The 25,690-nt window shown below is 32.7% G+C and carries 26 protein-coding genes; 24 read left to right on the plus strand and 2 right to left on the minus strand.

Going from position 1 to position 25,690, the window contains the following annotated elements:
• The first annotated feature begins 43 nt into the window (after positions 1–43).
• The 23 genes from gmd (at position 44) to NQQ59_RS10380 (ending at position 24,591) form a co-directional block, all read left to right on the plus strand.
• Positions 44–1,168 (plus strand): GDP-mannose 4,6-dehydratase, encoded by a 1,125-nt coding sequence (gmd, locus tag NQQ59_RS10270; protein WP_144219050.1) that lies wholly within the window; start codon positions 44–46, stop codon positions 1,166–1,168.
• 53 nt (positions 1,169–1,221) lie between these two features.
• Positions 1,222–2,667: a UDP-glucose 6-dehydrogenase gene (locus tag NQQ59_RS10275; protein WP_144219051.1), complete on the plus strand. Its 1,446-nt coding sequence runs from the start codon at positions 1,222–1,224 to the stop codon at positions 2,665–2,667.
• Between the two features lie 18 nt (positions 2,668–2,685).
• Positions 2,686–3,990: a lipopolysaccharide biosynthesis protein gene (locus NQQ59_RS10280; RefSeq protein ID WP_144219052.1), complete on the plus strand. Its 1,305-nt coding sequence runs from the start codon at positions 2,686–2,688 to the stop codon at positions 3,988–3,990.
• A gap of 130 nt (positions 3,991–4,120) precedes the next feature.
• A complete protein-coding gene (locus NQQ59_RS10285; RefSeq protein WP_144219053.1) occupies positions 4,121–5,233 on the plus strand; it encodes a glycosyltransferase family protein in 1,113 nt (370 codons plus the stop codon).
• Between the two features lie 12 nt (positions 5,234–5,245).
• Positions 5,246–5,836, plus strand: coding sequence for an acyltransferase (locus NQQ59_RS10290; RefSeq protein ID WP_144219054.1), 591 nt, complete (start codon positions 5,246–5,248; stop codon positions 5,834–5,836).
• Positions 5,824–7,074 (plus strand): glycosyltransferase family 4 protein, encoded by a 1,251-nt coding sequence (locus tag NQQ59_RS10295; RefSeq protein WP_144219055.1) that lies wholly within the window; start codon positions 5,824–5,826, stop codon positions 7,072–7,074. Before NQQ59_RS10290 ends, NQQ59_RS10295 begins: the two co-directional genes overlap by 13 nt.
• Positions 7,075–7,096: 22 nt before the next feature.
• Positions 7,097–8,413, plus strand: a complete 1,317-nt coding sequence (locus tag NQQ59_RS10300; RefSeq protein ID WP_144221577.1) for a hypothetical protein — start codon at positions 7,097–7,099, stop codon at positions 8,411–8,413.
• Positions 8,410–9,555, plus strand: coding sequence for a glycosyltransferase family 4 protein (locus NQQ59_RS10305; RefSeq protein WP_144219058.1), 1,146 nt, complete (start codon positions 8,410–8,412; stop codon positions 9,553–9,555). Before NQQ59_RS10300 ends, NQQ59_RS10305 begins: the two co-directional genes overlap by 4 nt.
• Positions 9,552–10,217, plus strand: a complete 666-nt coding sequence (locus tag NQQ59_RS10310) for an acyltransferase (protein WP_257698195.1) — start codon at positions 9,552–9,554, stop codon at positions 10,215–10,217. The genes NQQ59_RS10305 and NQQ59_RS10310 overlap by 4 nt, the downstream gene beginning before the upstream one ends.
• A 29-nt stretch (positions 10,218–10,246) precedes the next feature.
• Complete coding sequence (locus NQQ59_RS10315) at positions 10,247–11,329, plus strand: glycosyltransferase (protein WP_144219059.1); 1,083 nt, start codon at positions 10,247–10,249, stop codon at positions 11,327–11,329.
• Between the two features lie 7 nt (positions 11,330–11,336).
• The gene (locus tag NQQ59_RS25265) at positions 11,337–11,876 is read left to right on the plus strand and encodes an LbetaH domain-containing protein (protein WP_288251372.1); all 540 of its coding nucleotides are present in this window, start codon (positions 11,337–11,339) and stop codon (positions 11,874–11,876) included.
• Positions 11,877–11,922: 46 nt separating this feature from the next.
• Positions 11,923–12,741, plus strand: coding sequence for a glycosyltransferase family 2 protein (locus NQQ59_RS10325; protein WP_144219060.1), 819 nt, complete (start codon positions 11,923–11,925; stop codon positions 12,739–12,741).
• Between the two features lie 44 nt (positions 12,742–12,785).
• On the plus strand, positions 12,786–13,667 hold the full coding sequence (locus tag NQQ59_RS10330; protein ID WP_144219061.1) for a glycosyltransferase family 8 protein: 882 nt from the start codon (positions 12,786–12,788) through the stop codon (positions 13,665–13,667).
• Between the two features lie 47 nt (positions 13,668–13,714).
• Complete coding sequence (locus tag NQQ59_RS10335) at positions 13,715–14,659, plus strand: UDP-glucuronic acid decarboxylase family protein (RefSeq protein WP_144219062.1); 945 nt, start codon at positions 13,715–13,717, stop codon at positions 14,657–14,659.
• A 244-nt stretch (positions 14,660–14,903) separates the two neighbouring features.
• Positions 14,904–15,650, plus strand: a complete 747-nt coding sequence (locus NQQ59_RS10340; RefSeq protein ID WP_144219063.1) for a glycosyltransferase family 2 protein — start codon at positions 14,904–14,906, stop codon at positions 15,648–15,650.
• A gap of 233 nt (positions 15,651–15,883) precedes the next feature.
• Positions 15,884–16,651, plus strand: a complete 768-nt coding sequence (locus NQQ59_RS10345; protein WP_257698196.1) for a polysaccharide biosynthesis/export family protein — start codon at positions 15,884–15,886, stop codon at positions 16,649–16,651.
• Between the two features lie 93 nt (positions 16,652–16,744).
• Complete coding sequence (locus NQQ59_RS10350; RefSeq protein WP_144219065.1) at positions 16,745–19,084, plus strand: GumC family protein; 2,340 nt, start codon at positions 16,745–16,747, stop codon at positions 19,082–19,084.
• Between the two features lie 38 nt (positions 19,085–19,122).
• Positions 19,123–19,539, plus strand: coding sequence for a VanZ family protein (locus NQQ59_RS10355; RefSeq protein ID WP_144219066.1), 417 nt, complete (start codon positions 19,123–19,125; stop codon positions 19,537–19,539).
• A complete protein-coding gene (locus NQQ59_RS10360) occupies positions 19,523–20,923 on the plus strand; it encodes an exopolysaccharide biosynthesis polyprenyl glycosylphosphotransferase (RefSeq protein WP_144219067.1) in 1,401 nt (466 codons plus the stop codon). Before NQQ59_RS10355 ends, NQQ59_RS10360 begins: the two co-directional genes overlap by 17 nt.
• 59 nt (positions 20,924–20,982) lie before the next feature.
• Positions 20,983–21,186 carry a hypothetical protein gene (locus NQQ59_RS10365; RefSeq protein WP_144219068.1) on the plus strand — a complete coding sequence of 68 codons (204 nt, stop codon included), beginning with the start codon at positions 20,983–20,985 and terminating at the stop codon, positions 21,184–21,186.
• A 623-nt stretch (positions 21,187–21,809) separates the two neighbouring features.
• Positions 21,810–22,262 carry a hypothetical protein gene (locus tag NQQ59_RS10370; protein ID WP_144219069.1) on the plus strand — a complete coding sequence of 151 codons (453 nt, stop codon included), beginning with the start codon at positions 21,810–21,812 and terminating at the stop codon, positions 22,260–22,262.
• 246 nt (positions 22,263–22,508) lie between these two features.
• On the plus strand, positions 22,509–23,687 hold the full coding sequence (locus tag NQQ59_RS10375) for an MFS transporter (protein WP_144219070.1): 1,179 nt from the start codon (positions 22,509–22,511) through the stop codon (positions 23,685–23,687).
• Positions 23,688–23,769: 82 nt separating this feature from the next.
• Positions 23,770–24,591, plus strand: coding sequence for a phospholipase A (locus NQQ59_RS10380; protein ID WP_144219071.1), 822 nt, complete (start codon positions 23,770–23,772; stop codon positions 24,589–24,591).
• A 19-nt stretch (positions 24,592–24,610) separates the two neighbouring features.
• Here the strand turns inward: NQQ59_RS10380 and NQQ59_RS10385 are convergent, their stop codons facing one another.
• Both NQQ59_RS10385 and NQQ59_RS10390 read right to left on the minus strand, forming a co-directional pair.
• A complete protein-coding gene (locus tag NQQ59_RS10385; RefSeq protein WP_144219072.1) occupies positions 24,611–24,808 on the minus strand; it encodes a hypothetical protein in 198 nt (65 codons plus the stop codon).
• 42 nt (positions 24,809–24,850) lie between these two features.
• Entirely contained in the window at positions 24,851–25,120 is a 270-nt protein-coding gene (locus tag NQQ59_RS10390) for a hypothetical protein (protein ID WP_144219073.1), read from the minus strand.
• A 121-nt stretch (positions 25,121–25,241) separates the two neighbouring features.
• On the opposite strand from NQQ59_RS10390, the gene NQQ59_RS10395 reads away from it, so the two are divergent.
• Positions 25,242–25,571, plus strand: a complete 330-nt coding sequence (locus NQQ59_RS10395; RefSeq protein WP_144219074.1) for a helix-turn-helix domain-containing protein — start codon at positions 25,242–25,244, stop codon at positions 25,569–25,571.
• The last annotated feature ends 119 nt before the right edge of the window (positions 25,572–25,690 follow it).

Genomic DNA, 25,690 nt, shown 5'->3' on the forward strand with positions numbered 1-25,690 from the left:
TGCCACATGGCAATACAATGCCTTTGTGCCTTATAATAACATTATGACTCTATTAAAGAAAACAGCGTTCATTACGGGAGTGACAGGACAAGACGGAGCCTATCTAAGTGAATTTTTATTAGAAAAAGGCTATATCGTACACGGATTAAAAAGACGTACTTCGATGTTTAATACAGATCGAATAGACCATTTATATCAAGATCCTCATATAGAACATAGAGATTTTATATTACACTATGGGGACATGACCGATAGTACAAATTTAACTCGTTTAATTCAGGAAATTCAACCTGACGAGATTTATAATTTGGCAGCTATGAGTCATGTAGCAGTTTCATTTGAGACTCCTGAGTATACTGGAAATGTTGATGCACTGGGAACATTAAGAATTCTTGATGCAGTTCGTTTACTAGGATTAGAAAAAAAGACAAGAATATACCAAGCCTCTACTTCAGAGCTATACGGTAAAGTACAAGAAGTACCACAGACAGAAACAACTCCTTTTTATCCGAGATCGCCTTATGCAGTAGCAAAAATGTATGCCTTTTGGATTACAGTAAACTATAGAGAGGCTTACGGAATGTACGCTTGTAACGGTATTTTGTTTAATCACGAATCGCCTATTCGTGGAGAAACTTTCGTTACCCGTAAAATTACAAGAGCAACAGCAAGGATAGCTTTAGGATTACAAGATAAACTTTATTTAGGAAATCTAGACGCACAACGCGATTGGGGACATGCTAAAGATTATGTTAGAATGATGTGGATGATTTTGCAAGCTGAAGAGGCAGAAGACTGGGTTATTGCTACAGGAAAAACTACTCCAGTTCGTGAATTTGTGAGAATGAGTTTTGCAGAAGTAGGTATAGAATTAGAGTTTAGAGGAAAAGGTGTTGATGAAAAAGGTTTTGTAGTATCATGCAGTAATCCTGATTATCAAATTCCAGCTGGCACAGAAGTATTAGCTGTTGATCCAAATTATTTTAGACCTACAGAAGTAGATTTATTGATAGGCGATCCAACAAAAGCGAAGACTAAACTTGGATGGCAATGTCAATATGAATTGGAAGAATTGGTGCAGGAAATGATGCAGTCTGATTTAAAATTGATGAGAAAAGAACAGCTTCTTAGAGAATGTGGCTTTACAATAATGAATTACTACGAATAAGAAATTCCAAGAAAGTTAATACAAGTTTTTTTTCCTTCAAAAAACATATTTAAATGAAAATCAAAAATATTTGTTGTTTAGGTGCTGGTTATGTGGGCGGTCCTACAATGTCGGTTATTGCATTAAAATGTCCAGAAATTAAAGTTACTGTTGTTGATTTAAATGAAAGCCGTATTGCGGCCTGGAACGATGAAAATTTAGATAACTTGCCTGTTTATGAGCCAAGACTTGCAGAAGTAGTGGGTGAGGCCAGAGGACGTAATCTTTTTTTCTCTACAGATGTTGATAGCGCAATAGATGCTGCAGATATGATTTTTATAGCTGTTAATACACCAACCAAAACTTATGGTGAGGGAAAAGGTATGGCGGCTGATTTAAAGTTTGTGGAGTTATGCGCAAGACAAATTGCCAGAATAGCTAAAAATGATAAAATTATTGTAGAAAAATCGACTTTACCTGTTCGTACTGCTGAAACATTGCAAACCATTTTGGACAGTACAGGGAACGGTGTAAAGTTTGAAGTTTTATCCAATCCAGAGTTTCTGGCAGAAGGTACCGCAATAGAAGATTTGTTTAATGCAGATCGCGTTCTGATTGGAGGACAACAAACTCCCGAGGGTAAAGTAGCAATTCAGGCATTAGTAGACATTTATGCACATTGGCTAAAGCCAGAACAGATTTTGACTACCAACGTCTGGTCTTCTGAATTGTCAAAATTAACCGCAAATTCTTTTTTAGCACAAAGAATATCTTCTATAAATGCACTTTCTGCTTTATGCGAAGTAACAGAAGCAAATGTTGATGAGGTTGCTAATGCAATAGGAACTGATAGTAGAATTGGTCCTAAATTCCTTAAAGCTTCTGTAGGATTTGGAGGATCGTGTTTTCAAAAAGACATTTTAAATCTAGTCTATTTATGTCGTTTTTTTAATCTGCCAGAAGTCGCTAATTATTGGGAGCAAGTTATCATTTTGAATGATTATCAGAAGTATCGATTTGCTAAAAAAATTATAAGCTCTTTGTTTAATACTGTTAGTGATAAAAAAATTACTTTTTTAGGCTGGGCTTTCAAAAAAGATACTAATGATACGAGGGAATCTGCTGCAATTTATGTTGCAGAACATCTTATTGAAGATGGCGCCCAGATACATGTTTACGATCCAAAAGTTTCTGAAGCAAAAATTAAAGCAGACATGCGCTATTTATGGGAATTAAAAGGGTTTACAGATCAAAAAATAGAAAGAAAGCTAAATCAGATTTATGTTTACAATAATCCAAAAAATGCTTTAGATCAAGCTCACGCAGTTGCAATATTAACAGAGTGGGATGAATTTAAAACATATGACTGGGAAAGTATATACATCAAAATGTACAAGCCAGCTTTTGTTTTTGACGGACGAAATATTCTGGATGCTGAAAAATTAACAAACATTGGTTTTAGAGTAAAGGGAATTGGAAAAGCTGAAATTTTCAGTCTAAAAAGAGAATCTGTTTTTTAACTATTTTAATTTCATTTCTTGAAAGATATTTTGATAAAGTTTAAAGATCATCCCAAATACGATACGATTGTAAGTTGGGGGAAATTAATTTCCATAACAGGAAGCGCGCAGGTTATTGTACAAGGAGTTGGTTTCTTTTCTGGTATTTTAATTATTCGTTTACTTTCTGTTCACGAATATGCTTTCTATACTTTGGCTAATACAATGCTTGGCGCTATGTCGGTATTGTCTGATGGAGGAATATCTACAGGTGTATTGGCACAGGGCGGAAAGGTTTGGGAAAACAAAAAAGAATTAGGAAAAGTATTGGTTACAGGACTCGAAATGCGTAAAAAATTTGCAGCAGTAAGTTTGTTTGTATCTCTTCCGATTTTACTTTACTTGTTGCTTCACAATGGGGCAGGATGGATGACTTCTGTCCTGATTGTATTATCTATAATTCCTGCTTTCTATGCTACTTTGTCTGATTCTCTATTGGAGATTCCTTTAAAGCTAAATCAAAGTATTTTACCCCTTCAAAGAAATCAAATTATTGTTGGTTTCGGGCGATTGTTTATGGTCGCTTCAACTATATTCCTATTTCCTTTTGCTTATCTTTCAATATTAACCAGCGGAATAGCAAGGATATATGGAAATATTCGTTTAAAAAAACATACCAATGTTTATGCTGATACATCAGAAACTGAAGATCCAGTAATAAAGAAAGAGATTACTCTAATTGTAAAAAAAAGTTTGCCAGGACTTATATATTATTGTTTTTCTGGACAGATTTCAACTTGGATAATTTCAATTTTTGGAAACCCGGCATCGATTGCACAAATAGGAGCACTTGGAAGAATAAGTTCAATTATAACGCTTCTTATGGTCGTTTTTTCGATACTAATTGTTCCAAGATTTGCTAGAATACAAAATCAGCCACAAAAATTATTAAGGTATTATACTAAAATATTAATTGGTATTACAATCCTTCTCTTTTTTATAGTTGTCTGCACTTATTTATTTTCTGATCAGATTTTATGGATTTTAGGAAGTAATTATAAAAAATTAAATATTGAATTAGTTTTATTAATAAGTGGAACTGCAATTACGACCATAATGGCTGCAGCATTGCAACTTGCTTTAAGTAGAGGCTGGGTTTTAAAATATTATATTTCTATCTCAGGAAGTTTACTACCTATAATACTGAGCTGTTTTCTATTTAATATCTCAACTTTAGAAGGAATCCTATATCTAAATATACTTGTTGCATTGGTACAAATGCTAGTTCATGTTTCTTATGGATATTATAAAATTTTAGAATTAAATAAGAATCATAAAAGTTAGAATATTTTACTGAAATCAGATAAAAGTTGAATGAAAGAAATTAAAGTTTGAATAAGGGCTTTAATGAATATAAAACTTCAAAAACCTGCTAGAATTAGCATCAAAAAAATTCAATTTAAAAGCACAAATTATGGACATTTTATTTGTTTGTGGCTCCGCTGAAGCTGGAAAAGATGGTGTTGGTGATTACACTCGCCGTTTATGTGCTGAATTATTACACAGAAAACATGACGTTAGAATATTAGCACTATGCGATTATCAGTCTAATTTTTTTGTGACTGAGAACCAATTGATAGGAAAAGATCAGGTTACAGTTTATCGTATTCCTATCGCTACAGATATCAAACAACGATTTGTATGGACAAAGCAAGTAGTAAATGATTTTCAACCGGATTGGATCAGTTTGCAATTTGTCCCTTACAGTTTTAATCCAAAAGGATTACCATTTTGGTTGCCTTCATTTTTAAAGAATTTAAAAGGAAATCATAAACTGCACATTATGTTTCACGAATTGTGGATCGGAATGGATTTGGATGCCACAATTAAAAGTAAGTGCATTGGTTTGCTTCAAAAGCAACTAATCTCTAAAATTTTAAAAACAAAAAAAGAGATAGTCATTCATACACAAACTGATTTATATAAATCAAAAATATCAAAATTGGGTTACAATGCACAAATACTGCCTTTGTTTAGTAACATAGCCAAAAGTAATGAAACGGAACAGAAAGGAATGGTATATCATTCAGACTTGAGATTTTGTGTTTTTGGCAATATTCATTACGGAGCTCCAGTAGAACAATTTATATATGATCTAAAACTGGTATTATCCATTTCTAAAGAAGTAAGAACGTTAAAGTTTGTTTTTATTGGAAACTGTGGTGCTGAAATTGAAGAATGGAAGAAAGTTTTGAAGGCAAATCAAATCAGGTTCGAAGTGACAGGATTTGTAAATGATTTCGAGATAAGCGAAATTTTATCAAGCTGTCAATATGGAATTTCGACCACGCCTTATTTATTAAATCAAAAAAGTGGAACTCTGGCTTCGATGTTTGACCATGAATTGGCGGTTTTATGTGTAGCTAGAAATTGGAATGTAAGAGGATTTAAACCAAAAGTATCTTCAAATTTAGTGAAATACGAAAACCATAAAACGATTAATAGTTTTTTAGATAGAAAATTCACGGTTTTAAATGACAATAATTTAGAGTTTGTGGCTACAAAATTTCTAAGTGGTTTAAACTAAATTTTTTAAGATATGGCAAGCCTAAGATATTTATGGAAAAACCGAATCAAACACAGCCCGTTTAGCAAATCTTTTATTATTAGTTGGGCCAAACGCTTGTTGACTTTTCCAGAATTAGTTAAGAATAACAGAAGAAGAAAAAAACTTATTAATAACGGTGCCAATATCGCCGAAACAGCTGAAATAGGAATCGTTAATATTAATGGTAGAAAAGAAAATTTATCAATAGATGATTTTAGTACACTAGGCAAGGTTGAAATTGCTTTGCATGATAAAGTCAGCATTGGTAAATATGTCTGCATAAACGATGGTGTAATAATTCTAAGTGCTTCTCATGATGTTTCAGATCCTTTTTGGAGACATAAGAAAGCGCCAATTTCAATTGGAGATTATGCATGGATCGCAACAAATGCAATTATATTACCTGGAGTTACTATTGGCAAAGGAGCAGTTGTTGGAGCAGGAGCGGTGGTCAGTAAAGATGTTAAAGAGTATTCGATAGTAACTGGGAATCCAGCAAAAGAAATTGAAAAAAAGAGAACCGAGGTATTAAACTATAATCCTTGTGAATTTCTGGCAACAAATAACGCATGGCTAAAATGATCTTGTTTTCACATCCAACATTAAATGCAAATTCCAAAGCATTAATTAGTGGTTTGCTTAAAAATAAAACGTTGTATAAATTATATACGTGTATTGCTATTTTTCAGGGGCAATTGTTTTTTAAACTGGGAGAAAATCCTAAGCTGAAAGATTTAAAAAGAAGACGTTTAGATACGAATTGGAAAGATTTTACGGTTTCCAAATCTTTTTTTGAATTTGGACGTTTGATTGCTTCAAAACTACGTTTGGACTATTTGGTACAACATGAAAAAGGCTTCTTTTGTATTGATAACGTTTATCATAAACAAGATAAATGGGTAGCCGATAATTTGGCTAAAGCAAAAAAGAAAGGCGTTTTTGGAGTTTATGCTTATGAAGATGGTGCATTGGCTACTTTTTCGAAAGCAAAAAAAACAGGACTTTATTGCATATACGATTTACCGATTGGATATTGGAAAAGCGCCCGTTTATTGATGCAGAGAGAATTTGAAATTAATCCTGATTGGGCAGAAACGCTTACAGGTTTTAATGATTCGCCCGAAAAATTAAACAAAAAAGATCAGGAACTGGCTTTAGCTGACGTCATTTTTGTAGCCAGCACTTTTACCAAAAAGACTTTAGAAGAATACGCTGGAAAATTACCCGAAATAAAAGTTATTCCATACGGTTTTCCAGATGTAAAAAGTAAAAAAGAATATCTGCCACTTGTAAATAGAAAACTTAAAGTCCTATTTGTGGGAGGATTATCTCAGAGAAAAGGACTTTCTTATTTGTTTGAAGCGGTAGAAGGTTTACAGGATAAGATTGATTTAACCATTGTAGGACATAAAGCAGTTCCCAATTGCAAAGCTCTTAATCAGGCTTTAGAGCAGCATAACTGGATTCCATCATTATCTCACGATCAGATTTTGGCTTGTATGAAAGAACATGATGTCTTTGTTTTTCCATCACTTTTTGAAGGTTTTGGTTTGGTAATTACAGAAGCAATGTCACAGGGAGTTCCGGTTATAACAACAGATCGTACTGCAGGTCCCGACTTAATTGATAATGGAAATGACGGATGGATTGTTCCAGCAGGATCTGCACCAGCAATTAAAGAGGTACTAAATAACATACTTGAAAAACCAGAATTGCTCGAACAATTAGGATTTGCTGCTCAAACAAAAGCGCAGAATAGACCTTGGTCGGCGTATGGGCAAGAAATGGCTAACGAACTTTCTTTATTAAACACTTTTTAGACAATATCACTCAAGAATAACAATGAATGAACAAGAAGTAATTCCGAATTATAAATCCTTAAAAATAGCCATCTGGGTTTATTTTTTCCTTTGGATTTTTGAAGGGGCTTTGCGCAAATGGATCTTACCAAGTTTGGCTACTCCGCTGTTGGTTGTTCGTGATCCAATTGCTATTTATATATTGGTTAGAGCGATTTATCTGAATGTGAAATTCATGACTCCATACGTTGTGTTTAGTTTTATTTTCACATTACTAAGTCTAGCCATTACATTGACTTTTGGTCACGGAAATTTATTTGTTGGTATTTATGGAGCGAGAATTATGTTGCTTCATTTTCCTCTCATTTTTATCATTGGAAAAGTTTTTACAAAAGAAGATGTGCTCAAATTGGGACGTGTTCTTTTAGTGCTGAATATATTCATGACTATCATTGTATACTTTCAATTTAGCAGCCCGCAAAGTGCTTTTATAAATGTTGGTATCGGAGGAGAAGGTAGTGCTGGATTCTCTGGAGCTATGGGATACAGCAGACCGCCGGGAACATTTTCTTTTATTTCAGGACTGTCCATTTTTTACACAGCGGTCTCCGTTTTTGTCTATTATTTTTGGTTGTCTAAAGACTCTTGTTCCAAAATTTTGCTATGCGCCAGTACAATTGCTTTAGTTATTGCTTTGCCACTAACAATAAGCCGTGGTGCGGTAGTAGCAGTACTTATAGTAGGGCTTTTTGCTGTTATGGCATCTGTAACGAGTGCAAAAATGTTAGGTAAATTGATCTTTACAATTGTTGTTTTTGTTATAGCATTTTGGGTTTTACAAAACTACGTGACGGTATTCAGCTTAGGGACAGAAGTTTTTATGGATCGCGTTGATAGCGCAAACAGATCTACTGGTGCAGGTGGAGGTTTAAAAGAATCTATCCTTTTGCGAATTGTTGCCGATTTTTTAGGCCCCTTTATTGATTTTTTTGGTCGTCCAATGTTCGAGGGTAACTTGGGAATGGGGACAAATGCTGGTGCGCAAATGCTGACAGGAAAAGCTGTTTTTCTGGTATCAGAAACAGAGTTTGGTCGTTTAGTTGGTGAGCAAGGGATAATTTTTGGAGGCGGAGTGATATTAATACGTTTAATATTAGCCTTAAGAGTTACCGCTAAATCTTGGAAATTGCCAAAAGAAGAAAGACTTCTTCCTTTTACTCTTTGTGGTGCTGCCTGTCCAGCATTATTTCAAGGGCAATGGGCACAACCATCTGTATTAGGTTTTGCAATTATTATGGCAGGCTTAGTTATGGCAGCTTTAAATAAAGTGGATACATCTTTAGAAAATAGCACATTATGATTAAAGATATAATCTTAGTTGGCAATTATGCGCCAGATAAGCAGTACAGCATGCAGATTTTTGAAGTATTAATGGCTGAAGGATACAGAAAAGCAAAATTTAATGTCAGTACAATTCGACCTGATGAGATTTTCAGAAAGTTATCTTTCAACAAAAACAGTTTAATAAAATGGCTGGCCTATATAGACAAGTTCGTTTTATTTCCTATAAAACTATTATTGCTGAGATTTAAAAATTTCATTTTGTTTAAATCTGTCAGTTATCATATTTGTGATCATTCCAATGCCTTTTATCTGTATTTTTTACCTAAAAACAAAACGATAATAACCTGTCACGATGTTTTGGCAATACGAGCTGGTTTAGGATTTTCTGGTACTTACTGCCACGCAACAAAATCGGGTCAGGTATTGCAGAGAATAATTTTGAAGGCATTATCCGGAGCTAAAAAATTAGCCACTGTATCTGATTTTACTTTGAATCAATTGATTGAAATTGATAACAAACCTAGAATAACCAAAAATTGGATTACCATTCACAATGCGATTTCTGAAAAATTTACGCCATCGTCTGAAGATGAGGTTCATAAGGTTCTGAATAAATTTCAGCAGTTAAAAAATAAAGATATTATTCTGCATGTTGGTTCAGATTTGGAACGAAAGAACAGGAAATTATTAATCCACATGATTGCAGAACTGAAGAATGATTGGGATGGGATATTAGTTCTGGCAGGCGAACCACTAAACTCTGAATTATTAGACTTAATTAAAGAATTAGAGGTTTCTGATCAAATTGTACAGATACACAATCCAACAAATAATGAAATCATTGCACTGTATTCGATATGTCAAGCCATGATTTTCCCGTCTTATTCAGAAGGATTTGGATGGCCGATAATTGAAGCACAGGCTTGCGGAGCGCCAGTTATTACAAGTAACAAAGCGCCAATGATGAATGAAGTTGGTGGTAATGCAGCACTTTATGCCGATCCAGACAATCCAAGTTCTTTTTTAGATCAGTTTCAAAAAATAAGAAATAAAGGATTTAGAAATGAAATAGTCTTGAAGGGTTATGAAAATGCCAAACGATTTGATTTTAATAATACGGTAAATCAATATGTTCAATTAATAAAAAACGAAGCGTGATAGTATTAAAAATTTTAGCCGTTTTAATGCCTTGGCCAATTAAAAGATTCATTCTCGTTCAGTTTTTTAAATATAAAATTGATCCTTCGGCAAGAATTGGATTTTCGTGGATTTATCCTCAAAAACTTATTATGGATTCTAATTCCAGCATCGGAAATTTTAATGTGGCAGTGCATTTGGATTTAATGAAAATTGGAAAGCATTCCAGCATAGCAAGAGGAAATTGGATCACTGGATTTCCTACTAATACAGATTCGAAGCATTTTGCTCATCAAAAAGACAGAAATTCAAACCTGATTATTGGCGAACATTCTGCCATTACAAAAAATCACCATATCGATTGTACTAATATTATTGAGATTGGAAATTTTGTTACTGTAGCAGGTTACGCAAGTCAATTGCTGACGCATTCGATTAATATCGAATTGAATATTCAGGATAGTCATCCAATTACAATAGGAGATTATTGTTTTGTCGGAACAGCGTCTACCATTTTAGGCGGAGCTTCATTGCCTCCTTACTGTGTATTAGGAGCAAATTCATTATTGAATAAATCTTTTACGGTTCCTTATCGCTTATACGGTGGGAATCCAGCAAAAGAAATCAAAGAATTGTCAAAAGACTTTAAGTACTTTAATAGAGAAACGGGTTTTGTTTATTAAAGAATAGAAAAAAACAAAATAGTTTTAGAATGAAAGTAATCCACTTTATAGCAGGTATTGATAAAACAGAAGGAGGAACTACAGAGTTTATGAGATTGTTAAGTTCTGAATTAAAAAATCACATTGAACTTGTTGTTGCTACAAGATTTTCTTCTTTCCCTATTGAAATGGAGGGAGTAAGAGTTGAATTTTTCGATACCAATATTACGCGATGGTTTGCTATGGGAAATGAGTTTTATCATTTTTTAAAAGCAGAAAAACCAGATTTAGTTCACGTTAATGGAATATGGAATCCTCAAAATTGGGGTTTTCAAAAAGCGGCTCAGAAACTAGGAATCAAAGTAATTGTTTCTCCTCACGGCATGTTGGAACCTTGGATTATGTGTAATAATTCTTGGAAAAAAAAACTAGGCTTGTTTCTGTACCAAAAAAATGCGCTTAAAAAAGCAAATTATATTCACGCAACAGCCAGTATGGAATCGGCAAATATTAAGGCATTAGGCTTTAAGAATAAGATTTGTATTATTCCTAACGGCATCGATCTTAGTGATGTAAAGGATATTAAAATCAATTACGGAACTAAAAGAATGATTTTTCTATCGCGAATTCATCCAAAGAAAGGTATTGAATATTTACTGGAAGCATGGAGAAACAGCAATACCGAAGACTGGACACTTGAAATTGCCGGAAATGGCGACGAAAATTACATCCACAGCTTAATTCAAAGTGCTGAAGACTTAGAAAATGTGCATTTTGTTGGAGCAATTTATGGTAATGAAAAATGGGAATTTATACGATCTGCAGATATCATGGTATTGCCTACACACAGCGAAAATTTTGGAATCGTAATAGCTGAAGCTCTCGCAAGTGGTGTTCCGGTAATCACCACAAAAGGAACTCCTTGGGAAGATCTGGAAACTCATAAATGTGGTTGGTGGATTGATTTGTCAGTTTCAAATCTAGAAAAAACAATAAAAGATGCTTTGGAAACACCGACTCCTGTTTTGGAACAAATGGGATGGCAGGGCAGAAAACTGGTTAAAGAAAAATACGAAATAAAAACCGTAACAAACCACATCGTTGATTTCTACAAAAAAATTATAATCAAATAAAAACATTTTGGACTTATCTACTTATAATCATTCTTTTAGTTTAAAAAACAAAATTTCAAGATTGATTTGGAATTGTGTTTCTATAATCGTGTTTCGTCCATTTGTTTCTCGACTATTTAAAAAGTGGAGAGTTTTTGTACTGAAATGCTTTGGTGCAAAAATAGAATGGTCTACCCATATTTATGCTTCTGTTAAAATATGGGCTCCATGGAATCTGCAAATGGGAGCTAATTCTAGTTTAGGACCTAATGTTGATTGTTATAATCAAGGTCATATAACGATTGGTGCTAATACAGTGATCTCTCAGAAAACCTATTTATGTGCCTCTTCTCACGATTATACAAAAACTGATTTCCCTTTAATCTTAAAACCTATTACAATCGGAAGCGGTGTTTGGGTTGCTGCAGATGCCTTTATAGGACCAGGAGTTTCTATTGAAGACAATGCTGTAATTGCAGCCAGATCGGTTGTAAATAAAAAAGTCGAAAAAAACGCAGTTATGGGAGGGAATCCCGCGACGCTAATTAAACTTCGAACTGTAGAATAATCAAGATTTTCTTTAAATAAATATATAACCTCAAGAATATAAAGCTTTGGAAAATAAATTTAGTATTGTCATTTTAACGTACAATGAAGAAGATACGCTTAGAGGCTGTTTGGATTCTATAAAATGGTGCGATGATATTGTTGTTATCGATAGTTTTAGCAGCGATGCGACTGTTACAATTGCAAAAGAAAATGGTGCAAGAGTTTTTCAGAATAAGTTTTCAGATTTTGCACAACAACGCAATTTTGCAAATGATACCGTTGACTTTAAACACGAATGGGTATTTCACCTCGATGCAGACGAACACTTCACAGATGCTTTGAGATCAGAATGCAACAAAGCCATAGAAAGTTACCATTATGGAGCGTTTTTAGTACCTGCAAAAGAAATTCTTTGGGGTACCTGGTTAAAACATTCTGCAGGAATCGTTTATCAAATGCGTTTTCATAAACTAAGTGATGCCCGATTTGAACAATACGGTCATGGCCAAAGGGAATGTGATCTTAAAAGAGGACTAGGAAAATTGGAAAACTCATACGAACATTATTTTTTTAGTAAGGGAGTTAACCAATGGTTTGTCAAACATTTACGATACGCCGCCGAAGAAGCCGAAAATGAAAAAAATGTAAGTCTCAAAGAAATACCTTTTGGAAAATTGATTTCTGGAGAATCTCATGAGAAAAGAAGGGTTTTAAAAGCTTTAAGCTATAAAATACCATGTAGACCTTTATTCAAATTTTTATACATGTACATATTCAAACTGGGTTTTTTGGATGGTAAAGTTGGCTTTAAATTCTGTGTGATGAAAAGTATGTATGAGCAATTTATCATTTTGAAAAAATTCGAATCAGAATGGAATAGCTAATAAGTTTTAAAAGCAAAAAAAGATAAACAATTAACAAACTAAACATGAATATAGGATTTAATGTAAATAGATTAGGAATGATTGGTCTTGGTGTAACCTTGAAATCTTTATTAGACAACTGTTCTGATCCTAGTAAAATCAATATTTATATACTATGTTCAGATTTAAATATAGAGGATAAATCAAATATTCAAAAATTGCTTTTGAAGTATGGTTTAAATGAAATTAAGTTGATTGACTTTGATGTAAATGAACATTTTGGCACTTTTAGTTCTTTGCAAGGAGATTTGACGACGTACGGAAGATTGTTGTTGCAAGATTATGTAACAGGAGATTCTGTTTTATACTTGGATGCAGATTTAGTAGTCGAATTAGATGTTTTATCATTAGAAGGTTTTGATTTTCAGGGAAAAGGAATCGCTGCTGTAGATGGAGGAAAGATGAGCGCAGCACTCGATCATCCGTTTTTATGCAATGAGATTGGGTTAGGTATGGATTTGACGGTGTTTAATGCAGGTATCATTTTGTTTAATCTAAAATTTTGGCGCGAGCAAGATATTAAAAATCAATGTTTAGCTTTTGGTAAAAAATACGAAACTAAATTAATATCACACGATCAAACCATATTAAATGCATTTTTTGCCGGCAATTTTGCTTTTCTCCCTTTAGAATTTAACATGCCCTGGTTTGCTCAAAATAAAAGACCAGAAGGAAAGAAAGCTATTCTTCATTTTTTTGGATCTCCAAAACCTTGGGATGTCCTTGGAAAATATGTTCACAGAGGATATGCAGTTTGGAAAAGTTACTTAAACGCCGATTGGGAAAAAGCTTATTACCATTATAACCAAGGCGAATTTTTAAGAACGTGGCATATAAGAAGATCATATGCTAGATTGTTACTCTTAAAAATGAAATCAAAAAATTAAAAGGTTTTAGAAATAGAAATTTTATATAAGTTTTTAAAAAGATTCGAATGAAAAAAATACTGATAACCGGTGGTGCCGGATTTGTAGGTTCACATTTATGCAAAAGATTATTGAATGAAGGAAATGAAGTAATATGTCTTGACAATTATTTTACAGGAGCTAAATCTAATATTGTTGATTTATTAGATAATCCGTATTTCGAAATGGTTCGTCATGATATTACAGAACCTTATTATGCTGAGGTTGACGAAATTTATAATCTAGCATGTCCTGCCTCTCCAGTGCATTACCAATATAATCCAATCAAAACAATCAAGACATCGGTGATGGGCGCTATAAATGTTTTAGGATTAGCAAAACGTGTTAATGCTAAAGTGCTGCAGGCAAGTACAAGTGAAGTTTATGGCGATCCTCTTGTACATCCTCAAACCGAAAATTATTGGGGACATGTTAATCCAATCGGTATTCGCTCTTGTTATGATGAAGGAAAACGGTGTGCCGAAACTTTATTTATGGATTATCACAATCAAAATAAAGTGGCTATTAAAATCATCAGAATTTTTAATACCTACGGTCCAAACATGAATCCGGCAGACGGGAGAGTGGTTTCTAATTTTATTGTACAAGCCTTACAAGGAAAAGATATTACCATTTTTGGAGATGGTACGCAAACACGTTCTTTTCAATATGTTGATGATTTAGTTGAAGGAATTGTTAGAATGATGAATTCAGATCCTGCTTTCCTTGGACCAGTAAACCTCGGAAACCCTAATGAGTTTACAATGTTGGAATTAGCAGATGCTATTATTGAATTGACAGGATCAAAATCAAAAATTATTCATCTTGATTTACCAAAAGACGATCCAAAACAAAGACAACCTGATATTTCTTTAGCAAAAGATAAACTTAACGGCTGGGAACCTAAAATTCAATTGCGTGAAGGTTTAATTTCTACGATAAATTATTTTGACAAGCTTTTATTGAACCAATAAAATGCTTTTTTCTTTAACAAAATCCCTCAATTTCTTTTAACTGCTTTTTTTCTCAATTTCCTTATTCAGGAAACAGATTTTGCCACACTTTATCTTCAAGCTGCCTTTTTTGTGCTTTTAACGAGTTTTGTGGTGCTTCATCGAGAACTTTTTTTAGTAAAATACCTTTGTTTTAATTTTATCTTGAAATTGTGAAACAGCAGTTAACTACACAAGAATATTTATACAAGAAAAAATAACTATTATGAGAGTTACTATAATCACAGTATGTTACAATCGCAAAAACACGATTGAAAAAGCGATCAAAAGTGTATTGGAACAAAATTATAATAATATCGAATATATTATTATAGACGGCAATTCTAAAGACGGAACAAAAGATATTATTGAGTCCTATAAAGATAGAATAAGCCAATACATTTCCGAACCTGATAAAGGAATGTACGACGCCATAAATAAAGGATTAAGATTAGCCACAGGAGATGTGATTGGGTTAATGCATTCTGATGATGAGTTTTTTGACAAAAAAGCGATTTCAAGAATTGTAGCCCGTTTTGAAAATGAAGCCAATATAGACGGAGTTTACGGTGACGGAGTTTATGTATCAAATGATGAAGAGGAACGTTTGATCAGAGATCGAATAGGAGGTGCCTTCAACATAAAGAGAATAAAAGAAGGCTGGTTGCCATTGCATCCGACAGTTTATTTAAAGAAAAGTATAATTGAAAAACATGGTTTGTATAATCTTGATTTTAAAATTGCTTCGGATACAGAGTTCTTACTTCGCTATTTGTACAAATATAGAATCAATATGAGTTACATCGATTCTTATATCGTAAAAATGAGAATGGGAGGTATGAGCACCAGTTTTAAAAGAGCTTTCGAAGTTTTAAAAGAAGACTATAGAATTTATAAGTACCATAATTTATCTGCCGTGGAAACAGTATTTCGTAAAAAAACAATTGCGTTAAAACAATATATAGTTCAATAAGAAATACAGCTGGTTTTTTAATTTTTTAGAAAGTACAAAGTAGAATTAAAAAGGTTACGAAGACAATTTATCCGACGATCATTTAAGACAAACTATTATAAATAGAAAAAAAGTGAAGGCAGGTTTAGTTTAAGACACATATCATAAAGGGGTTATTGAGCGCTGAATAGTTTTCATTTTATTTCAATTCAATTAAGAGTAAGCAAAGAATACTAATATATACCACAATTAACATGAAGAAAATTTTCCTTTCGATAATCGTATTGCCTTTATTGATGCTTGAATCTTGCACTACCAAAAAACAAATGTTGTATTTACAAGATTTAGATAAGTATGCAAATTCAACGATAAATTATACTTCGCCAAAAATACAGCCTAACGATATCTTAAAAGTTGAAGTAGGTGATCTTAATCCGTTAGTAGCGGCACCTTTTAATATCAATAATGGAAATGTCGGTACACAAAACACTGTAGATATGATGAAATTATCAGGCTATCTGGTAAATCCTCAAGGAACTATAATGATGCCGATTTTAAATGAAGTTAAAGTAGGAGGTTTAACACCAGCCAACGCCGAAATCAAGATAAAAGAACGTCTTATAAACGAGAATTATTTAGTAAATCCAACCGTACAAGTTAGAGTTCTGAATAATAAATTCACCATTCTGGGAGAAGTTAATAGTCCTGGGGTAAAATCTTTTACAGAAGAATCAATCAGTTTTCTGGATGCATTAGGAATGGCAGGAGATTTAACTTATTCAGCCATTAGAACAGACATGAAATTGATTAGAGAAGTAGACGGCAAGCGTTTGGTTTTTCATGTTGATTTAACTAGTGCTTCCTGGATGTCTAATCCGAATTTTAGAATCAGACAAGGAGACGTAATCGTAGTAACTCCAAATAAATTGAAAGCAAATAGTGGAGGATTAATCAAAGATCCATTGCAGTTGATTGGTATCGTAGCTTCAGTTGCAGCACTTGTGATAGTAATTGCAAAATAAAAAATAGAGAGAATATAAAACAGCATTTCAGAATTAGATTTAAAAACATACTCACGGTTATTAATGCGACTGTGTCTTATTAATTGAATAGTTATGGATTTGAAAAAAGAATTTTTAAAGTACTTTCAGTACTGGCCTTGGTTTTTACTTAGCTTGATTATATTTATGGGATCTGCCTATATTTTTATCAAAATAGTACCGCCGACATACGAATCTTCAGCTATGATTTTTATTGACAAAAAGCAAGAAGATGAAACAAAAATAATTAGGATTAGTACAGATAAAAAAAGCGGTGAAGAAAATCTTGAAGATGAAATAAGATTAATCACTTCAAATGAATTTTTATTGGATGTAGTAAAAAATCTAAATCTAAACTTTGACTATTTCGAAAAAGTATTTGCTGTACAAAATAATTATGTAAATGAAGTTCCTTTTGTATTGACATCTACAGTTTCCAGAGATTCACTTCCACACGTTTCTTATGAAATTAAAGTACAAAAAGGAGGTTTTACCTTAACAAATCCAGAAACAGAAAAAACGTATACTGCAAATGGATATGACGGCAAAGAAGCAATTCCTGGATTACCTTTTAAAATTCAATTATCAGCTAAGGCTAAGAAAAATCCATCTCTTTATTTTGATAACGAATACAAAGTAAATATTGTACCAACAGGTGAAGCTCTAAGAAATTTAAAGTCATCTCTTGTTGTAATGGCTGATGAAAATGCAAAAGGTGTAATCGAATTAAAACATACAGGTTCAAGTCCAGATCGTTCTAGAAAAATATTGAGCGAAATTATTGTTGAGCTTGACAAAAGTATTGTAGTCAACAAACAAAAAGTATTTAGAAATACAGTTTCCTATTTAAATCAGAGAATAAAAAGCTTTAGTAAAGAAAAAGATTCGATTGAGAGCGTAAAGGAACAGTATTTACAAAATAATGATATCGGGGTAATGGAGAATTACATTACCGAAAAAACGGCAGATAGAAGTCAGAAAAAAGAGAGTTCTATGCTAAACGAAAAACAAATATCGCTTGCGAGTTTTGCTTTAAACGATATCAAACAATCTGGTGCTACACAAACTTTAGGAACCGACTATAATTTAGAATCTCCTATTGTGAATCAAATGCTGGTGAATTACAATACCAAGCTTATGGACAGCCAGTTAATATTGCAGAGAGCATCAAGTAACAATCCTGCATATATTGCTTTAATGACGCAGTTAAAGGTTCAGAAACAAGAAATAATAAATACTCTTGCAGGATATTTAAACTTTCTGAATCAAAACAATAAAGCCAATAAAACGGAGCAAAGTATTGCCGAAGCAAAAGTAAAAAGCATTCCGACAAAAGATAAGGTACTGGGTAACATCAACAGTAATCTTAACATGAAGGAAGAAACTTATGTGGCCTTATTGCAAAAGAAAGAAGAAGCGGTTTTAAATGGTGCAATCTTAGAGTCTAATTTGAAAACGCTGAATGCACCTGAAACGAATTATTCAGCAATTTTTCCACAGCCTAAAGCTTTTATGTTAGGAGCCTTTATGTTTGGTTTATTGCTTCCTTTCGGAGTTACTTATATGCGTTTGTTTTTAGATACCAAAATTCATAACGAAGAAGATATTCAAAAGATAATCAAGGATATTCCGATTCTAGGGCATATTCCTAAAATAAGCCTTAATGATAAGTTAGACAATACAGCAACTTCTCGTTCTTTGATTGCCGAAGCATCTCGCGCCTTGGTTTCTAATATTTCTTATTTGATGCCTAGAAAGAAAGAAAGTAAGGGAAGTGTCATACTTTATACATCATCAATTCAAGGAGAAGGAAAATCATTCTGTGCTTTTCATAACGCGATAACAGTAAGTAATCTTAATAAAAAAGTATTGCTTATAGGTGTCGATTTAAGAAACCCACAATTACATGATTATTTCAGTGTAAAAAGAAATGTATCTGGACTTTCTGATTTCTTAGCCAATAAAGATGATGACTGGAAAAAATTCCTTCAGAAAGACGATAAATTTTCTAAAAATCTGGATGTTTTGTTTGCGGGAGAAGCTCCTCCAAATCCTTCTCAATTGATCACCAATTCGAATTTCGAATCACTGATAGAAGAAGCTAGAACAATTTATGATTTTATCATATTAGATTCAGCTCCAGTACAAATAGTATCAGATACACTTAATTTTAGTTATCTGGCAGACGTAACGGTGTTTGTTGTAAAATATGATTATACAGATAAAAGTAATTTAGTTCACGCAGGTAATTTTATTAAAAAAGAACAGCTTAAAAACGTTGGAATTGTAATTAATGGCGTAAACATGAAAACGGCATACGGATATGGTTATGGCGCAAGTTATGGTTACCAATATCAGGAAGCGAAAGTAAAGAAACCTTGGTACAAAAGAAATCTTACTGTAAAAGAAGCTTAGGAGTACAAAGACTATTTACTAAAATTAAATAATATAAAATGTTTCATAAAATAGTTCTGGTACTATTGTTTTTGGTTGTTTGTATGGTCTTTTATTTTTCGTGGCTTTCAGATCCTAGTTTGTCTACTGAGAGCTATTTGCCCGGATGGCTTTTAAATTGGAGTAATCATTACTACAATTTGCGTACAGCTGTTCCTTTTGTGGCGGTGGGGTTTCTATTAGAATTATATACAGAACAGAATACTATAAATGAAGTAAATAATAATAAAAAATCAAATTTCATACAAAACATAATCATTGCGGCGGTAATCGTTAGCGTAGCAGAAGGAGGGCAGTTTTTAATTCAGAGAAGAAGCCCAGATTTAATGGACGTTTTTTATGGAATTGTTGGAAGTTTAATAGGAGCGTTAAGTTACAATTTATTGAAAAAGATAAAAAATGCGAAACAGACATAAATTTACTTTCATAATGTGCTGTGCTATTGCCGATATGATTGCGATGGTAATTGGGACAATGATATTTTTGAATTTTGCAACTGAAGAAAGTGTGGGTTGGAATGGTTTGTTTCTCAATAAAATGATTCCAATAACGATTTTAGGATGGCTGTTTTCAGTTACTTATTTTCAGTTATATAGAGTAGACGTTCTTTTTAGTTTAGATGAATTTTTCCGCAACAGCTGGAGAGCCTTCTTTACACAGAGAATTTTATGGCACAGTTACATTTTTATTTTTCAGGATGATGTGCTGTACAATTTTGGAAGCAAGGCAAATTTATTTCAACTGAGTTTTTTATTGTCTTATTTTCTCTTATCCAGAATTTTGTTTACGCTGGTGATTGGAAAAATAAAAGGTTGGGTTTTTAAACAATATACCGTTGCGATATGGGGGTTTAATAAAACGAGTATCGAATTGGCTTCACATTTAGAAAACAATTCTTTCTTTATCAACTTTCTAGGAATTCTGAACGAAAATTCATCAGTAGAATTTAGAAGTAATAAGGAATTTACTTTAGCACTGTCAGAAGCAATTAATGATGCATCAAGAAATGAAATCAACGAATTGTACATTGTCTCTAAACCTGATTTTATTTCAGATCTGAATTATTTCTTCGAGCTGGGTGATAAACATTGTATGCGTTTAAAGTTTGTTCCGGATTTTTCGTCCATTTCAAAGAAACATTTTAATTCGACGCATTTAAACAATTTTCACGTAATCAAGCCTCGTTTTGAGCCTTTGCAAAATGCTTACAACAGACTTGCTAAGAGAATATTCGATCTTGTATTCAGTATTTTGGTTATTGTTTTCATCTTGTCGTGGTTGTATCCTTTATTGGCTTTTATAATTAAGAAACAAAGCAAGGGACCAGTTTTATTCAAACAAATGCGAACAGGAAAAAAGAATCAGGAATTCTGGTGCTATAAATTTCGAAGCATGTATGTGAATATGGGTGACGAAACCCAACAAGCACAAAAAGGAGACAGCAGAGTAACACCAATAGGAAAATTTATTCGCCGAACCAGCTTAGACGAAATGCCTCAGTTCTTTAATGTATTGATAGGAAATATGAGTGTCGTAGGACCACGTCCTCATATGATCAAGCACACATCTGACTATAATGACCATATCAATAATTTTATGGTACGTCATTTTGTGAAACCAGGAATTACTGGTCTGGCTCAGGTTTCGGGCCTTAGAGGAGAAACCAAAAAAGTATCTGATATGAAACGACGCGTTACAACCGATATCGAATATGTACAACGCTGGAGCTTGATAAAAGATATTAAAATCTGTTTCTTAACGGTTATTGTAACCCTGAAAGGAGATAAAAATGCTTTTTAAAATAAACTCAAAAATAAACTCAAGATTAAAACTTAAAAATAAACTAATAACTAATAATCATGGACATTACTAATTACCTTATAGGTTTACTTACTGGAGTTTCAGTAACAACCTTTTTCATTGGAAAAGAGTGGTATAAATATTATACTAAATACACTATCCAACAGAAACAATTAGATCGAGTTCTGAAATTGAACGATAAAATTAAAAAACTGAAAGATTACAGCCCAGCAGAAACACAAAACATGAATGTTGGTGTTTAAACTGATTTTCAATTTTAATTTTAAACAAACGCTTATGGATTTAAAAAATCCAATAAGTCTGATACTTTCATGAATTGAAAGCATGTATCTATTTTTTTAATTTTTGCTAAAACATTTTAGTAAAATCGGCTTTGATCAAAAAGTTAAAACCATTATATAGTTAACTTTGATGATGAGTCTGATGTTTGTCGGACTCATCACTTTTTGGTTGTATTAAAAGCTATTAAGCTCTTCTAAATTTTAGAGCTGCTTATTTTTTTGTCCATTTAAGATACACCTACAATCTTAAATTTATAATGGACCTTCTTTTTCTATTTCCCCAAATCGAATTTTTGTTGTTTAAGGTTTAGGTTAAAACCTAAATCATTTAGTTGTATTATATCTTGTAATTAAAGTTCCTTTTTTCTTGAAAGATTCCTTTACATATAGGCGGTTAGCTCATATTTGGATCATTTTATTCATTCACCGGATAAAATGGAAAACCAACATAATAAAATACTTTTTGCTCTTTTCTTCGAAGAGTAAAGGGCGTATTTTATTTGTGACCAAAGTTCCGACATGACCAATAGCGGAACTAAAAACCAATATGACTTAGTAAAAAAGTAAAAGCTAATTTTTAAGAGATGATTAAAAAAGAAAAAGTTTTAGTTCGCGATAACAAAGGGATTTTTTTAAAGATGTTTAAACGAAAGTTCAAAAATGAATTTGAATTTTGCGAAGAATCCTTTTTGCTACAAAATGAGAAAACATCAAAAGGTTTTGATCATTCTGTATTTGTGGTTTATGAATATTCTGAACTATTGGATTTTTTTGAATTAGATGGTATCAATACCAATTTTATGGTTTGTCTATTTAGTAAACATCTCTACAATAGTTTATCTCGAATAGAAGAAATCAAGGATTTAATTTTGATTGATGCTTCGAAAACAAAAACTGAAATTTTTGAAGATCTTAAATTATGTTTTAAAAATTCTTCAGGTTTAATTCCGCAATTATCCAATAAAAACTTTTCAAAATCAAAGATGCCTAAAAAGCAACTGGAAGTATTGCAAAGAGCTTTATATTTTATGATGTAAAAAGAGATGCTGAATGCATAGCTCAGCAGGTTAGAGTCCCCGATTTTATATTGGGGCGGTCGAAGGTTCGAATCCTTCTGCGTTCACAAAAGTCACTCCAACGAGTGGCTTTTTTATTTTGTGGCAGGTTGTAAACGGTAAAAATGATTTTAGAAAAATATAAAAGTGTAACGGAATAGAAAGTATATTTGCAACTTGTAATTTATTGCTGTCTTCTTTAGCAGAAATTATTTCAATACCTTCATAATGTCACAAAAAACAAAATCCATCTATACGCTGCAATTCATATTGCTTTGTATGAGTTCTCTTTTATTCTCATCCAGTTTTAATATGATTATTCCAGAGCTGCCAAGTTATTTAACTAGTTTAGGCGGTGCAGAATATAAAGGGTTTATTATATCGCTTTTTACGCTTACAGCTGCAATATCGCGACCTTTTAGTGGTAAACTGACAGATAAATGGGGACGTGTTCCTGTGATGGCTATAGGATCTGTCGTTTGTTTGATTTGTGGATTCTTGTACCCGATTTTAAGTTCGGTTTCGGGATTTCTTTTTTTACGCTTAGTTCACGGTTTCTCAACGGGATTTAAACCAACAGCAACATCAGCTTATGTTGCAGATATTATTCCGCAGGAACGTTGGGGAGAAGCATTAGGAATGCATGGTTTGTGTTTTAGCATCGGAGGAGCTTTAGGACCAGCTTTAGTAGGTTGGGTGGTAAATGCTTACGGAATTGATGTTATGTTTTACAGTTCTTCGTTTCTGGCTTTTTTGTCAATTGTCATTGTAATGAATATGAAAGAGACTTTAGAAACAAAAGAAAAGCTTCATAAATCAATGTTTTATATTGGTAAAAAAGACATTATCGATCGTGGGGCACTTCCTGCGGGCATTATAACATTCTTTTCCTATACCGCTTTTGGACTTATACTAACTTTAATTCCGGATTGGAGCGAACATTTGGGAGCAGAAAATAAAGGAATATTTTTTACTGCTTTTACTGTTGCATCAGTTATGATGAGGTTTGGAGCAGGAAAAGTTTCTGATAAACACGGAAGAACAAATGTAATGCTGGTAGGTCTTGTCATAACTTCTATTGCATTATTTGTTATTAGTGAAGGAACCAGTATCAATATGCTTTTAATTGGCGCAGGTCTTTACGGAATGGGAACGGGAATATTATCACCAGCAATAAACGCTTGGACTATTGATTTAAGTAATCCGGAACATCGTGGAAAAGCAATTGCAACCATGTATATCTCAATGGAAATCGGAATTGGTTGCGGTGCCTTGTTAGGAGGCAGTTATTATAGCGATCATATAATGCGTATTCCACAGATATTCAAAATTGATATTTTAATCTTGTTAGCCGGAATACTGTATCTTTTATATTGGAAAAGAAAAAATGTAAAGCAAAAAATGTAGAAATAAGTAGTTTTTAAAATTCGGTAAAAAAACGTACATTAGTATAAAAGCTTACTATTAAGCTCTAATTTAAATGATAAAAATGTACTTTAAATACCTATTCACTTATTTCCTTTTGTTTTCAATCACAGTAAATTCCCAAATTGTAGAAGAAAAAAAGAACTTTCGGGCAGCAGATTCACTTTTAAAAGAACATAGTTTTTCTGTTCATAGAGACAATTACTTTTTAACTGGTATCCCTTTAAATGAAGCCGTTACACGCAATTCTGCAGATGTAAAATATCAGGTTAGTTTTAAGCTTAGACTCAACTCAAAACCATTATGGGGAGGCTTTTTCCCCTATCTAATGTACACGCAAAAAGCCTTTTGGGATATTTATGCAAGTTCAAAACCATTCTCAGAAATTAATTTCAATCCAGGAGTTGCTATTGTTCGCCCTTTTTATTTAAAAGGAGGAAGACTTACTTACGGAACAATTTCAATGGAACATGAATCAAACGGACGTGATTCTATTTACTCTAGAACCTGGAACATGCTGGCTTTTTCTCTAAAATCGCAAGTTTCTCCAAGATGGACCGTTGGTATACGAGGATGGATTCCATTAGTAGATAAAGAAGATAATCCAGGATTGACTAAATATGTTGGTTATGGAGAAGCAAGTGCCACATATCAAATACAACCGGGAAGATGGAGTGCAGATGTTCTTTTTAGAAAAGGAAGCGGCCTCATTAATTATGGCTCTTTACAAACGCAGCTCAACTGGAGACCATACAAAGATGAAAATTATTACATCACTTTGCAATGGTTTGTCGGTTATACAGAAAGTTTAATAGATTATCAGGAACATAAAAGTATGCTTCGATTGGGATTTACGATAAAACCCGAAAACATGGGGATTTTCTAAATTTGATAATTCCTCTAAATTATAAATCAGATAAAACTTTTACCATTTTAATTTGATCAAAGCATTTAGAGTGAATTTCTACACCTTCCTTATATTCTTCAATTGTCATTCCATACAAAAAAGGAATAATCGTCGAATCATCGTTTTTCAGCAAAACACTAAAATGATTTTTAATGGATTTGGTTTGTTGTTTGTTATTTTTATTTCTTTCGGTCATATATTTAAGTTTTGATTTTAGAATTTTGGAAAAAATCACCCTTTAAGAAGTAAGAAGTTTTATTCTTTCAATAGCTTCTTTATTTTCATATGCTACTTCTACTAACGCCAATAAAATGTCATTTCGTACAATAGTTTTGTTTCTTACATTTCTAACCAGTGCTTTGCTTGGTGCAACAGCTCCTTTTTTAATTAAACATGAAATTGTAAGATCAACATAGGTTACTGGTAAATGCTTGTCAATAAATTCATAAGCTTTTTCGTTGTGAGAATTATCTTCTTTAAAATTGCTATTTTTGATTAATTTTGACATATATTTGCTAATTATTAAATGGTGTTTTTATAAAAATGTAAATGTAAGAATAATATTATATTATTTATTCTTTTTAATGTTAAAAAATATATTTAAACTATATTTTTTTTTGATTTAGGAAATGATGTATAACGAGAAATTAAGCAAATTCTTTAAGGCTAAAGGATTAAAGCAAAAGGAGGTGGGTGAAATTTTAGGATTTAGCCCCGCAATGATTGGGAGATATTTACATGGTACGGCAAATATAGGCTCTGAATTTATTCTTAGTTTAAGTAAAAATTTTCCCGACGTAGATTTAAATGATCTTTTTGCTCCAGAAGATGGGCAAAATATGGTTAATGAAGCCGGAGCAGTTTATGAAAAGCAAAATATGCTGAATGATTTAGAAGATATCGAAGATCGTATTCATAATATTAGACTGAAACTGGCAGAGAAAAAATTTGAGGAATAATCTAAATATTTTTCCAAAAATATCTAAACCTTACAAATGTAACCAAACAATCTAACCACTCTTTTAAGAGTGGTTTTTTGTTTAATAAGGATTGTTTTAAACGCTTGTATTGTAATTGG

The sequence above is a fragment of the Flavobacterium panacis genome (assembly GCF_024649945.1).
Classification (GTDB): Bacteria; Bacteroidota; Bacteroidia; order Flavobacteriales; family Flavobacteriaceae; genus Flavobacterium; species Flavobacterium panacis.